At 52.9% G+C, this 13,293-nt stretch carries 13 protein-coding genes; 8 read left to right on the top strand and 5 right to left on the bottom strand.

The annotated features are described in order from the left end of the window. From cydB to moaA, 3 genes are all read left to right on the top strand, one after another. Window positions 1-1,011 carry a cytochrome d ubiquinol oxidase subunit II gene (gene cydB / locus OGY62_RS10475; protein ID WP_112002025.1) on the top strand — a complete coding sequence of 337 codons (1,011 nt, stop codon included), beginning with the start codon at window positions 1-3 and terminating at the stop codon, window positions 1,009-1,011. Next, complete coding sequence (locus OGY62_RS10470) at window positions 1,011-1,184, top strand: DUF2474 domain-containing protein (RefSeq protein WP_072271878.1); 174 nt, start codon at window positions 1,011-1,013, stop codon at window positions 1,182-1,184. Before cydB ends, OGY62_RS10470 begins: the two co-directional genes overlap by 1 nt. A 73-nt stretch (window positions 1,185-1,257) precedes the next feature. Then, window positions 1,258-2,244 carry a GTP 3',8-cyclase MoaA gene (gene moaA, locus OGY62_RS10465; protein ID WP_058669255.1) on the top strand — a complete coding sequence of 329 codons (987 nt, stop codon included), beginning with the start codon at window positions 1,258-1,260 and terminating at the stop codon, window positions 2,242-2,244. A 12-nt stretch (window positions 2,245-2,256) separates the two neighbouring features. Here the strand turns inward: moaA and OGY62_RS10460 are convergent, their stop codons facing one another. Continuing rightward, window positions 2,257-3,174 carry a bestrophin family protein gene (locus OGY62_RS10460; protein WP_047463338.1) on the bottom strand — a complete coding sequence of 306 codons (918 nt, stop codon included), beginning with the start codon at window positions 3,172-3,174 and terminating at the stop codon, window positions 2,257-2,259. Between the two features lie 325 nt (window positions 3,175-3,499). Here OGY62_RS10460 and OGY62_RS10455 point away from each other — a divergent pair, with 325 nt between their 5' ends. Beyond that, entirely contained in the window at window positions 3,500-4,579 is a 1,080-nt protein-coding gene (locus OGY62_RS10455; protein WP_233591044.1) for a saccharopine dehydrogenase family protein, read from the top strand. Between the two features lie 40 nt (window positions 4,580-4,619). Here the strand turns inward: OGY62_RS10455 and OGY62_RS10450 are convergent, their stop codons facing one another. Both OGY62_RS10450 and OGY62_RS10445 read right to left on the bottom strand, forming a co-directional pair. Continuing rightward, window positions 4,620-5,597, bottom strand: coding sequence for an NAD(P)H-quinone oxidoreductase (locus OGY62_RS10450; protein ID WP_286459748.1), 978 nt, complete (start codon window positions 5,595-5,597; stop codon window positions 4,620-4,622). A 53-nt stretch (window positions 5,598-5,650) separates the two neighbouring features. After that, window positions 5,651-6,604, bottom strand: coding sequence for an NAD-dependent epimerase/dehydratase family protein (locus OGY62_RS10445; protein WP_286459747.1), 954 nt, complete (start codon window positions 6,602-6,604; stop codon window positions 5,651-5,653). Between the two features lie 248 nt (window positions 6,605-6,852). Here OGY62_RS10445 and OGY62_RS10440 point away from each other — a divergent pair, with 248 nt between their 5' ends. From OGY62_RS10440 to OGY62_RS10425, 4 genes are all read left to right on the top strand, one after another. Then, window positions 6,853-7,644 carry a PhzF family phenazine biosynthesis protein gene (locus OGY62_RS10440; RefSeq protein ID WP_104868582.1) on the top strand — a complete coding sequence of 264 codons (792 nt, stop codon included), beginning with the start codon at window positions 6,853-6,855 and terminating at the stop codon, window positions 7,642-7,644. Window positions 7,645-7,876: 232 nt separating this feature from the next. Beyond that, on the top strand, window positions 7,877-8,911 hold the full coding sequence (locus OGY62_RS10435; RefSeq protein WP_197982111.1) for a LacI family DNA-binding transcriptional regulator: 1,035 nt from the start codon (window positions 7,877-7,879) through the stop codon (window positions 8,909-8,911). A 98-nt stretch (window positions 8,912-9,009) separates the two neighbouring features. Continuing rightward, on the top strand, window positions 9,010-9,420 hold the full coding sequence (locus OGY62_RS10430) for a GFA family protein (RefSeq protein WP_049008989.1): 411 nt from the start codon (window positions 9,010-9,012) through the stop codon (window positions 9,418-9,420). Between the two features lie 137 nt (window positions 9,421-9,557). After that, a complete protein-coding gene (locus OGY62_RS10425; protein ID WP_286459746.1) occupies window positions 9,558-10,934 on the top strand; it encodes an NAD-dependent succinate-semialdehyde dehydrogenase in 1,377 nt (458 codons plus the stop codon). 124 nt (window positions 10,935-11,058) lie between these two features. On the opposite strand, the gene OGY62_RS10420 is transcribed toward OGY62_RS10425, so the two are convergent. Further along, complete coding sequence (locus OGY62_RS10420; RefSeq protein ID WP_115626752.1) at window positions 11,059-12,072, bottom strand: zinc-dependent alcohol dehydrogenase family protein; 1,014 nt, start codon at window positions 12,070-12,072, stop codon at window positions 11,059-11,061. 65 nt (window positions 12,073-12,137) lie between these two features. Next, window positions 12,138-13,253 carry a zinc-binding dehydrogenase gene (locus OGY62_RS10415; protein ID WP_115614277.1) on the bottom strand — a complete coding sequence of 372 codons (1,116 nt, stop codon included), beginning with the start codon at window positions 13,251-13,253 and terminating at the stop codon, window positions 12,138-12,140. Window positions 13,254-13,293 lie beyond the last annotated feature (40 nt).

The following is a 13,293-nucleotide window of genomic DNA, read 5'->3' as shown; positions in this document are numbered from 1 at the left end:
ATGGGCATCGACCTGTCAATAATCTGGTTCGTCATCATTGTTTTCGCAACGTTGATGTACATCGTGATGGACGGCTTTGATCTGGGGATCGGCATTCTTTTTCCGTTCAATAAGAACGAGAAAGAGCGCGACATGATGATGAATACCGTGGCCCCCGTCTGGGATGGCAATGAAACCTGGATGGTGCTGGGCGGCGCGGCGTTATATGGCGCGTTTCCGTTGGCTTATGCGGTGATTGTCGATGCGCTCAGCGTGCCGTTAACCGCCATGCTGCTGGGGCTGATTTTCCGGGGCGTGGCGTTTGAATTTCGCTTTAAAGCGACGCCGGAACACCGTCCGCTTTGGGATAAAGCCTTTATCGGCGGTTCTGTGCTGGCAACCTTCAGCCAGGGCGTCGCCGTGGGAACGCTGGTTAACGGCTTGCAGGTAACCGGACGGGCGTTCAGCGGCTCGACGATGGACTGGCTGGCGCCTTTCCCGCTGTTCTGCGGCGTGGGGCTGGTGGTGGCCTATGCGTTACTGGGCTGCACCTGGCTTATCATGAAAACGGAAGGCCCGCTGCACCGAAGCATGTCGGAGAAGGCGATTATCCTGACGCTGCTGCTGCTGGCGATCATCGTCATTATCAGCCTGTGGACGCCGTTGACGCATCCGGCGATTGCTCAACGCTGGTTCAGCCTGCCAGAGACCATCTGGTTTGCGCCTGTCCCGCTGTTAGTGCTGGTTTGCTGCTGGGGAATTGTGCGTTCCGCCTATAACCGCAAAGCGAGCTATGGGCCGTTTATGCTGACCCTTGGACTGATTTTCCTGGGATTCAGCGGGCTGGGCATCAGCATCTGGCCCAATATCATTCCGCCGTCGATCTCTATCTGGCAGGCCGCGTCACCGCCGCAAAGCCAGGGCTTTATGCTGGTGGGGGGGCTACTGATTATCCCGGTAATTCTGATGTACACCTGCTGGAGTTACTACGTCTTTCGCGGAAAAATTAATCCTGATGAGGGGTATCATTAATGGCTTCACTATCAGACACAGAGCACGCTAAACCTGCGGATACCGCCCCACGCGCCTGGTGGAAAAGGGTGGGCTGGATGGTCATCATCTGGGCGGCAAGCGTTATGGCGCTGGCCGTCGTCGCATCCGGGTTTAAGCTGCTGATGCTGGCGGCGGGGATGAAAACCCACTAACACGTCTTACTTCCTGTCTCAGGCCACATCACGCTGATGTGGCCTGCCTGTTCGTTGTCTCCCGAGGTTATCTATGCAACCGCTTATGGACTCATGGCAGCGTAAATTCACCTATTTACGTCTGTCCGTTACCGATGTGTGCAATTTTCGTTGTACCTACTGTCTGCCGGACGGGTACAAACCCGGCGGCGTGAGCAACAAGTCATTTTTGTCGGTGGATGAAGTTCGCCGCGTCACCCGCGCGTTCTCCGCGCTGGGTACGGAAAAAGTCCGTCTTACCGGCGGGGAACCCTCCTTGCGCCGCGACTTTATCGATATTATCGCGGCGGTGCGCGAAAATGCGGCGATTCGCCAGATTGCGATAACGACCAATGGCTATCGCCTGGCGCGTGACGTCGCACGCTGGCGTGAGGCCGGATTAACCGCCATCAACGTCAGCGTGGACAGTCTGGACGCTCGCCAGTTTTATGCCATCACCGGGCAGGATAAATTTCAGGACGTGATGAACGGTATTGATGCGGCGTTTGCCGCCGGTTTTGAAAAGGTCAAGGTGAATACAGTTCTGATGCGCGATGTGAATCATCATCAACTGGACACGTTTCTGGCCTGGATTAAGCCTCGTCGCATTCAGTTGCGCTTTATCGAACTGATGGAAACGGGTGAGGGCAGCGAGCTGTTTCAACGCCATCATATTTCGGGCGCGGTGCTGCGTGATGAACTGCTGCGACGCGGCTGGGTGCGCCAGATTCGCCAGCGCAGTGATGGCCCGGCACAGGTCTTTTGCCACCCGGACTTTGCAGGCGAAATCGGCCTGATCATGCCCTATGAAAAAACGTTCTGCGCCAGTTGCAACCGGCTGCGTGTCTCTTCCATCGGCAAACTGCATTTATGTCTTTTTGGTGATGGCGGGGTCGATTTACGAGACATGCTGCAAGACGATACGCAGCAGGATGCCCTTAAGATGCGTATTGCCGATGCGCTGACGCATAAAAAACAGACGCATTTTTTGCATCAGGGGAACACCGGCATTACGCAAAACCTGTCGTACATTGGTGGGTAGCGGGCAATGGACTCAGGTCAGATTGAAGTAGCGATCGGGCTGATGCGGCTCCGGCAGGGGCTGTTGCCCGGTCATCTCTTTCAGATTGCGCTCAATGGTGTTGCAAATCGCGTTGAGCGGTAAATCGTTAGCCGATGTGCCAAAGGGATCTTCAAGTTCTTCCGCCAGGGAATCCCAGGATAAAAAGGTATAGGAAATAAAAACGGACACGAATGGCGTCATGTAATGCAGGTCGCCAACCAGCGCAAAAGGAAGAAGGGTACAAAAAAGATAAACAGTTCGCTGGAGTATTAATGTATAAGCAAACGGCACCGGGGTATTTGCAATTCGTTCACAGCCGCCAATAACGTGGGCGATTTCATCTATTTTATTATCGATGAGGCCAAATGTAATATCGCTCAGCTTGCCTTGTTTACGCAATGCCGCCATTTCATCGCCGATCAATAATAATATCCGGTTGGTTTTCATCGGGCTGAACATGACCTGGGTAAGAATATGCCGGGGCAGAATTCGGTACATATCATATCCGGCGTCGGTTTTACGTAATTCATGTTTCAGGCTCCAGCAAAGGGCAATCAGATAACCTGAAATTCTTTTATGTAGCTCAACGTCATTCGGCAACAAATTTTTTAACTGACGGATGATGGAACGCTCGGCAATCAGTAAGGTTCCCCACAGTCCCCGTGCCTCAACGAAACGGCTGTAGCTGGCGCTGTTGCGAAAGCCAAGAAAGATAGCGATTGCGATCCCCAGCAGGCTAAAAGGGGCAACGGTTAAGTGGATGCCCAGTTGCTCATACCATTGATAAATGATAATTGCGATAGCTGACATGACAAGGTTTAAAAATAACCGAAATGTTATTTTTGACAATACCGAGCCATGCCAATCAAATAATCGAAAAAACCAATGTTGCTCTGGTCTGATAATCATGACTGACGATTTCTCTGAAGATGTAATGAGAAGGATTCAACGAAGGGTGAATGCGATAGAAACTATTTTAATCGTTATCTTGCCGTCTGACAATCAATGGCGAATAAAAATAAGGCGGAATAAAAGTAATGGTATTGGCTTTATCATTCGCTGGTGAATTTAATCATTACGTTATGCCTCCTGGCTCAGATTTGAACTGTCACCGTTATGGCACAACCAATGTACATGCAACGTGAAGTATGACGGGTATATTGACCTTGAAGTTAACTTTAAGGTTATGCTGTGACGTAAGCCGGGCAATTTATTTATTAAAGGGGTTAATGCAATGAATGAGCAACATTCCCATCCAGAATTTCCGCGCTGGATGATCTATGGCGCGAACGGTTATACCGGAGAAATGATTGCCCGTGAGGCCGTACGGCGAGGATTCAGGCCAGTTCTGGCGGGGCGCAGGCAAGAAACGGTAGACTCTCTGGCTCGCAATCTCGGGCTTGAGGCTCACGCCTTCGCCCTTGATAACCCGGCTGAACTGCTCAGACAGCTTGAAGGGTGTGCTCTGGTATTAAATTGTGCGGGGCCGTTCTCCGCTACTGCGGCGCCTTTGATGGAGGCCTGCCTGCAAACCCGAACCCATTATCTTGATATTACAGGGGAGATAGGCGTGTTCGAAGCGGCACAACTGCTGAATACCCGTGCCCGGGATGCCGGTGTTGTATTGTGCCCCGGCGTCGGGTTTGACGTTATTCCTACGGACTGCGTGGCGGCCGCCCTGAAGGAGGCCCTGCCGGATGCGATCCGCCTTAACCTGGGATTCGATTCACGCTCTGTTTTTTCTCCGGGTACGGCGAAAACAGCGATCGAGGGGTTGGCGCAGGGCGGAAAAATTCGGCGAGGAGGGAAGATCATTACCGTGCCGCTTGCTTATGAAGTTCGCCGTATTGACTTCGGCGATGGCGAGAAGGACGCGATGACAATCCCCTGGGGGGACGTGTCCACGGCGTATTACACGACAGGTATTCCAGACATTCAGGTCTTTGTGCCGGGGTCGACGCGCATGATTTCCCAGGCCCGGAGAGCAAACTACATCAGGCCATTGCTGCGACTGGCGTGGGTTCAGAAGCTCCTCAAGGCTTATATATCCCGAACGGTGAAAGGCCCCGGAGAAATGAAACGTGAACAGACGCCCTCTTTTGTGTGGGGAGAGGCCATCAACGCCCGTGGCGACAAAAAAACTGCCCGTATCCGTACACCGAATGGTTATACCCTGACCATTATGGGGGCGTTAGCGGTGGTTGAGCACCTGATGATGAACCGGATTGCAGGAGGGGCCTACACGCCGGCAACGTTAATGGGCGCAAATCTGATAACCCGGTTACCAGGGGCTGGCCCGCTGAGGATTGTATAATTACTCAGGGCGGGACAGGGGATGCTCCCGCCCTTTGCGCTTATTCAAGGGTAAGGATAACTTTACCGATATGAGTTCCGGCATCCAGTAATGTATGTGCCTGACGGACATCCTCAAATTTAACTGTCTGGTGAATGACGGGTTTACACTTTCCGGCTTCGATTAAAGGCCATACTTTTTGTATGAGCTGTTGGGCGATTTCTTCCTTTTCAGCGGCGTCCCGGCTCCTCATCGTTGAACCGGTTACCACCGCTCTTTTAAGAATCAGTTCCTGGATATCAAATTCCTTAACCATCCTGCCCCCCATAAATCCAATCAGTACGAGCCGACCATCCTTTTTAAGAAGGCGAAGGTTCTTGTTAAAATAAGCGGCGCCGACAATATCAAGAATAACATCAACGCCTTTTCCGTCGGTTCTGCTGAGGATTTCTTCTTCAAAATCATGGGTTTTGTAGTTAATGATTTCCCCATATTGTTGCAGGAGCGGAATTTTATCGTCACTTCCGACGGTGCTGAACGCTTTAATATTCATGGCATTACACAACGCCAGCGCGGTCGTCCCTATGCCGCTTGCGCCACCGTGGATCAAAACAACATCCTCTTTTCTCACTTTTCCCAACGAAAAAAGATTGGCCCATACCGTAAAGAATGTTTCCGGGAGCGCAGCTGCTTCTGTAAAACTTAAATTTTGTGGGACAGGCAATACCTGACCTGCCGGAACGGCGCAAAATTCTGCATATCCCCCGCCATTGGTGAGCGCACAGACGCGATCGCCAACTGAAAAGTGAGCAACGTTTTTCCCGATTGAGTGTACGATACCCGCGACTTCCAGCCCGGGAATCGGCGTAACACCCTCTGGCATGGGATATTTTCCCTCTCTCTGCATAATATCCGGGCGATTCACGCCGGCCGCTTTAACTGAGATCAGGACATCGTTCTCGCCGCATTCCGGCATTTTTCCCTGGCTTACCTTCAGAACTTCAGGGCCGCCAGCTTCTGTTATCTCAATGAGTTTCATCTGATTCTACCTGTTTAATGTCAGGGGTTTATTGATACCACCCGCGTGGCTGTTTATTGGTCTTTCTTTACGGTGAGCGACGCTTTCCATTCACGGTAAAAGGTTTCCAGTCCCTGACGGTACGTTGTTATCTGAAAGTCCGGGAATCGCCGCTTAAATTTTGATGAATCAAACAGGTTATCATGTTGATAGCGGGGCAGGAGTTCCCGGAGTTCCCGTGGGCCTTTGGAAAAGATACCGGCGGCGAACAAGGCGAATTTGCTCAGGACAGACCATGACGTTTCTTTCCCGAACACGTTACAGGCCAGAGAAACGAACTGCGCATAGGTGAGCCGTTCATCGCAACAGGGCAGGTGCCACGTCTGACCGAAGGCATCAGGGGTGTTGCCAAGACGCGCTAAAGCCCGACTGGCATCGGGGGTCCATATGAGCGTACGTAACGTGTCGTCACGTAATGGCACGCGTGTTTTTTTCCCTGCTTTAAGTCTGTCTAAAATTAAGGCATTGGTAAAACTCTGGGTTTTCCCCGGCCCATAAAACTCGGGCGCGCGCCCGATAAGCACAGGGATGTCGCCCCGACGCATCTCCTCCAGCACTTTGTTTGCCATCAGGGCCCGAACCCGCCCTTTGCGCCCTGACGGCAGGAACGGCGTTTCCTCGGTCTGCAATCTGCTGTCCTGCGGGTACATATAAGTATTGTCAAAATAAACAAAACTTGCCCCCACTGTCCGACACGCGTTCAGCGCGTTTTGCAGCATTACCGGAAACTGCTGTTCCCAGAGGTCGGCATCCGGCGGCAGACCCGCCGCAAAATAGACAATGCGGCTTCCTTTAACCGCTTCCAGTGTCTGACGGGCATCCAGTAAATCAGCGGGCATAAGGCTATCGCTGTCATTTACCTTCTGTGGATTACGGCTTACAAGCCTCAGTTCAGCACTGTAAGAATGCGTTAACTCGCGAGCAAGTTCCCGGGCAATCTGTCCGCTTGCCCCCAGAATCGTTTGCATCTCACTTCCTCTTCGACAATTTCAGACGGCGTCCCGGCCTATTGGCCTTTTTCAAAGTATAAGTTTAAAGTTCACTTGAAGGTCAATGGGGTGTTGCGGCGTTGTTTAAATGTCGTCTGGTATTGGGATACACCGCCAGCAACGGAATGGCGCCGAAGCCGAACATCAAGCGATGAAAAATACGAGATTGCGCGTTGTCGAGGCATGGTAGAGTGTGGGGGCTCAAAGAACGATTCGAGGTTTGCGCTATGCAACAAATTGATTTTTACATGGTTGATGCCTTTAGCACGGCTACTTTTGGCGGCAATGCCGCAGCCGTGTGTCCGCTCATCGAGTGGTTGCCCGATGAGACATTATTGAAAATGTCTAAACAGCATAACCAGTCAGAAACGGCTTTTTTTGTCCCAAATGAAAACGGCTTCGAGTTGCGCTGGTTTACCACTCAGGGGGAAATAAATCTGTGTGGGCATGCCACACTTGCTGCTGCGCACGTCATCTTTGAACATCTTGATTACCCGGGCGCGACTATCCATTTTGATACCCGGTTTGTTGGCCCATTGACAGTAGCACGCAGCGGCGAGTGGTTGACGCTTGATTTTCCTGCCTGGGAAACCGAGCCTGTCGTGCCGCCGTCCTTATTGCTGGAAACGTTGGGCATCACAGAATGCAAAGAAGTGCGCGTGGCGCGTGATTACATGGTCGTGCTGGATAATCAACGGCAGGTAGAAGCGCTACGCCCGAACATTAATGCCATGCTCCCTCTGGGGAAAATGGTTTGCATAACCGCGCCCGGCGAAGAGAAATACGATTTTGTCAGCCGTTTCTTTTGCCCGGGAGAAGCCGTGGCGGAAGACCCCGTTACAGGTTCAGCACATAGCATGCTAATTCCGTACTGGGCTGAAAAACTGAAAAAAACACAAATGCTGGCGCACCAGGGCGCCGAACGTGGCGGGGATTTACGCTGCCAGCGAGTGGGGGATCGAGTCCACATCGGCGGACAGGCAACAACTTATCTGCTGGGTAAGGTACTGTTGCGCTAGAACGTCCAGAATGCGGTTCGGAATGGGCTTTCCGGTAAAAAGGTCTGCTGTACGATTATGGCAGACCTGACGGCGCTTTAGACTGACTGCGTTGTACCAGGAGGGGACATTGCTAATGTCCGCACGGTACTAATGATGTGGGGACAGGGCATCCTGATAGTTTTAAAAAAGCCAATCTGTTATATTTAATCGAAATCGTTTTCGATAAATCAATCAATTCTGGTGGCATGGGATGAAGCAAAGGATCAATATCGTAAAACTGGCACAGCACCTCGGGTTGTCCGTCTCTACGGTATCCAAGGCGCTGAATGGCCGGGAGGATGTGAGTAAAGCCACGAAGCAACGCGTGCTTGCCGCCGCGTCTGAACTGGGCTTCTCGCCCGATCCGGCGGGACGGCGTTTGCGCAGCGGAACGTCGGAAACCATCGGGTTTGTGCTTTCGTATCCTCAGGCCCACTTTGCACAACCTTTTTTTCTCGATCTAATGGCCGGAATCGACCAGGAACTGGAAAAAACGCCTTATCAGTTGGTTATTGTCACCGGAAGAAGCATTGAATCGGAGATAGACAGCTTCAGACGCCTGGTTGAACAACAGCGTGTTGATGCGGTGATGTTTGGCAGAACGCGTAAAGAGGATGCCAGAATCCAGTTTTTGCAGGATCGCAGCGTGCCATTTGCCACTCTCGGACGAAGTGAAACGGGCAATCCTTTCCCGTTCGTTGATATTGACCGCACTGTTGCCGGGCGCAACGGCACCGCGCGCTTTATCGGCCTGGGGCACCGCCGCATCGGGCTTCTCAATACTCCAGACTACCTCATGCTCAGCCACCACTTGCGGGCAGGCTACATGGCGGCGCTGGATGCCGCAAATCTGTCTTTTGATCCTGCTCTGATTGTTGACGGGGAGCTGTCCGAAACAGGCGGATTAGCGGGTGCCAGAAAGCTGCTGGCGATGAAAAATCCGCCAACGGCGATCATGTGCGGCCACGATTTGATTGCCAGCGGCGCGATGCAGGCCATTGTGGAAACCGGAAAGCGCCCCGGTACCGATGTGGCAATTATTGGTTGCGACAACCACCCGCTCGGACCTTACCTGAATCCGCCGTTAACCACCTTTTCCGCGCCAACCCAGGAAGCGGGCCAGCGAATGGTCCAGCTGCTTCTGGCGCACATGAACGGTAAACCGGTCGAAACACTACAGGAGGTGTGGTCGCCCGAGCTGATCCTGCGCTCCTCACACGGTAGTGAATTTTTCCAGAAAGCATAACCGGCCAATTTCCCTGCCTTGACGGCCACACGCGGTCAGGGTATTGTCTACTTAATTATCGAAAACGTTTTCGATAAAATTAACAAAGGAGAAAGAACATGACGTTGGTGGAAGGAGGATGCCTGTGTGGTGCCGTCCGCTACAGAATGAAAACACCGCCCCGCTCGGTGGTGGTTTGTCATTGTACCCATTGTCAGAAAGCGAGCGGAAGTGCATTCTCGGTTAACCTTCTGGTGGAAAAAAGTGATTATGAACAGCAGGGAGTAACGGCATGCTTTACCGATACAGGCGACAGCGGACTGCCGTCACACCGCCACTTCTGCCGGGAATGCGGCTCGCCAGTGGTAACCGAAGCGACAAATATGCCCGGCATGTTACTGGTTAAGGCCGGCACGCTCGATAACCCTGGAGAGTTTTCCCCGCAGGCCGAAATTTATACCCGATATGCTGTTAAATGGTATGCGCCGATCGCGGGTTGTGTACGGTTCGTTCAGGCCCCTGTTGCCTGAACACGATAACTTTATTTTTAATTCCTTGCGAAAACGTTTTCGTTAAATATGAAACGGACAGGGGAAAATGATGCGGTTTGCCCAGGCTCGCCGTTCCCCTATATTTTCTCTTATGCATTTATCATCAGGAGCCTTTTATGAGCTTTCAAAGTATTAACCCGGCAACAGGTGAATTACTCAAAACTTTCCCGTTGCAGACCGATGCTGAGGTCTTTTCCGCTCTGGAAAAAGCCGACACGCTTTATCGCGACGACTGGCGTTTACGGTCTGTGGCTGAGCGTGCTGCGATTGTCGGCAAGGCGGCAAAAATCCTGCGTGAGAAACGCGATGAGTATGTGACCTACCCGACGCTTGAAATGGGGAAAGTGACGCGCTTTGGCTATATGGAAATTGATTTAGTCGCGGATATTCTCGACTACTATGCCACCAACGGTGAGCGTTTGCTCGCGGCACAGGCTATTCCAGGTGAGCCAGGCGCGACGTTACTCTCCGAACCTATCGGGGTTATCCTGGCGATCGAACCCTGGAACTTCCCTTATTACCAGCTGGTGCGCGTGGCGGCGCCGCAGCTCATCGCCGGTAATGTCGTTATGCTCAAACACGCGGAAAACGTCCCACAGTGTGCACTGGCGTTCGCACGGTTGTTTGAGGAAGCTGGCGCGCCGGAAGGGGCGTACACCAACCTGTTTTGCAGTATCGATCAGATTGCCAGCCTGATTGACGACTTCCGGGTGCGCGGGGTCGCGCTGACGGGCAGCGAGCGGGCGGGAACGTCCGTTGGCGAACGTGCCGGGAGAAATCTGAAGAAGGTCATTCTTGAACTGGGCGGTAGCGATCCGGCGATTATTATGCCTGGCGCGCCGCTGGATCATGCTGTAGAGCAGGTTGTGATGGGGCGTACCTGGAACTCGGGGCAGGGTTGCGTCAATATTAAGCGCGTCATTGTGATTGGCCGTGAGCGTGGCGAACGCATGCTGGAGGCGCTCAAAGAGAAGTTTGCGGCAATCAACGTTGGCGATCCAGAGGATGCGTCGACGCTGCTCGGCCCGCTGGTAAGCGAACGTGCGTTGCAGGGGCTGCTGAAACAGATTGAAGAGGCGGAAGCGGCAGGGGCAAACATTGTTTTTGGTGGCAACAGAGTCGACCGTCCGGGTTTCTATCTTGAACCGACCATTATTACGGATATTACTGAGGCTAACCCACTCTATACTCAGGAAGCCTTTGGACCGGTACTCTCTTTTTATGTTGTCGACAGCGAAGAAGAGGCGATTCGTCTGGCAAACGCGACGCCTTACGGCCTGGGCGGTTACGTCTTTGATGCTGATACGAAAAATGCGCAGCGCATTGCGTCGCATATTGACTCCGGGATGGTTTATATCAACTCCTGTTTTGCTGACTCTCCGGGCCTGCCGTTTGGCGGTGTGAAAAACTCCGGCTTCGGGCGCGAGTTATCGGAAATCGGGATGGGGGAATTCCTGAACCGAAAATTAATCCGGGTAACGGAAATCGAATAATAATAAAGCCACCTGAGATACAGGTGGCTTTATTTGTCTATGGAAATAATTTGGGAATCAGCGCGCCCAAATCAGCGAAGTGCAGATAAGCTGATTCGCAACCTCCTTTTACGAAGGCTCAACCTCAAATCACGACAACAATTTTCCCGATTTGCTGACCTTTTTCCATATAGCGGTGTGCATTGGCGATTTCGGAAAGCGGGAAGGTGCGGTCGATGCGCGGTTTCAGCTGCCCGCTCTCCAGCTTCTCGAAAATGTAGCGTTCCGCGTTTTTGAGCGCGACCGGGTCGCCGGTAATTGAGAACATGGTATAGCCCATCATTTTGAATGGTTTACCCTGCGCTCCCTGACCCCAGGATTCATAAATCGGGAACGGTGTCGGTTCCGGCGCAAGGTTACCGTAAATCATGATCAGGCCATCTTTGGCCGTCGCGCGCGCCAGTTCGGCCAGACCGGAACCAGCTACGCTATCAAAAATGATCCGCGCGCCAGCGCCTTGGGTGATTTCCATAATTCGGGTTGCAACGTCTTCTTCGCTAGTCACGATAACGTGATCCGCCCCGGCAGCAAGCAGTTCATCCCGTTTGTCGGCGCCGCGCGTGGTCGCGATGACAATCCCACCCTCTGCTTTAACAATCTGAATTGCCGCGATCCCAATGGAGCTGGTTGCTGCTGTCAGCACGACGTAATCGCCCTTGGTGACATGGCCGTTATGCACCAGCGCCCCGTAGGTTGTGATGTACTGCATCCAGATACTTGTTCCTTCCTCGAATGATAAGCGCTCAGGATACGCGGCGAGCGCCTCGGCGGGCACGATAGCGACTTCGCCATACACGCCGTATTGATTAAGTGGGAAAGCAGGAACTGTGGAGCGGATTTTCCCGATAAGCCCGGCATCCACGCCCGAGCCAACCGCCTCGACAATCCCGGAGGCTTCATAACCAATGTTTGATGGTAGAGTAGGTTCCAGGAAATATTGCCCTTCGCGGAACATCACCTCGGCGCGGTTCAGCCCAATGGCTTTTACCCGCAGGCGAACTTCACCCGGACCTGGTTCTGGTAGAGTGAGCTCATCGATACGTAAAACATCTGCGCTTCCTTTTTCGTGGAACCGGATAATTTTCACTAAATTTGTCATGCGGATTCTCCATGCCTCATGAGAAGGCTTATTCTGGTTAAAGTGGTTTTTTCACAGGTGGGCATTCAGCCCACTCGCGGATCAATCAGGAATTTTTCGCCCGTCGCTTTGCGTTCAAGCGCGCGTAAGACATCAGGATCAAGCAGATCGGCCAGGCCGATGGTCCGCGTGTAGCGGCTGGCGAAGGTGGTCGTCAGTTCATCGACGATCCGCTGGCGCAGTCGCTGAAGAACCGCCGGGGAAACCGTGTTGAGATAGTTAAACAGCAGCCATCCCGATATGCTCCAGGCATAGCCGAGCCCGCCACGATCGAGGACTGTCGGGGCACTGTCCAGCCCGCCATAGATATACAGCTGCTTAAAGAGAGTGGAACCGTAGCGGCTATAGGCTGCGGTTTTGCGGGCGGCCGCGCGCTCCATAGCATTTATAATTTCAATACCCAGTTTGCCGCCGCCGATGGCATCAAAAGCAACGGTCGCGCCGGTCTCTTCAATCGCATCGGTCAACCGGGCAGCAAAATCAGGCTCTTTGCTGTTGAGCACATAAGTCGCACCCAGTTCGCGCAGGATTTTTTCCTGCTCAGTGGTGCGCACGATATTGATTAACGGAATACCATCGGCCAGACAGATGCGCTGTAGCATCTGACCAAGATTCGATGCCGCTGCGGTATGAACAAGCGCTTTATGGCCTTCCCGAAGTGCCGTCTCCACAAAACCGAGTGCGGTGAGTGGATTAATAAAAATAGAGGCGCCATCGGCTGCTTCCACGCCCTCGGGCAGCACAATCAGATTGTGCATATCTGTCCTGCGGTAATCGGCGTACATACCACCACCGGACATCCCGACACGTTTACCGATAAAGGCTTGTGCATTTTTCCCTGCGGCCACGACGGTACCCGCGCCTTCGTTTCCAACAGGCATGGGTTGTCCCAGGCGGCCAGCGATAGCCGCCAGACGTTCTGATGGGACAGTCATCGTGACACGGCTGTCGAATTCCCGAATATCAGATAGATCCGCCGGGCCTAACAGCATGCCGCTGTCGCTGGGGTTAACCGGGGTCGCCTCGATCCTGACGATCACCTCATCGTCGCCCGGTTCGGTCAGTTCGACCTGCTCCAGAGACAGCACAAGTTCACCGCTTTTATCAATCGTCGAGCGTATTGCACGTCCACTCCAGCTCATACTCATCTCCTGTCGTTATTTATCGAAAACGTTTTCGTAA

It is taken from the genome of Citrobacter sp. CK198 (assembly GCF_030333295.1).
GTDB classification, from domain to species: domain Bacteria; phylum Pseudomonadota; class Gammaproteobacteria; order Enterobacterales; family Enterobacteriaceae; genus Citrobacter_B; species Citrobacter_B koseri.
The sequence above is the reverse complement of the archived record's forward strand: the minus strand, read 5'-3'. Positions and strand labels throughout refer to the sequence as shown.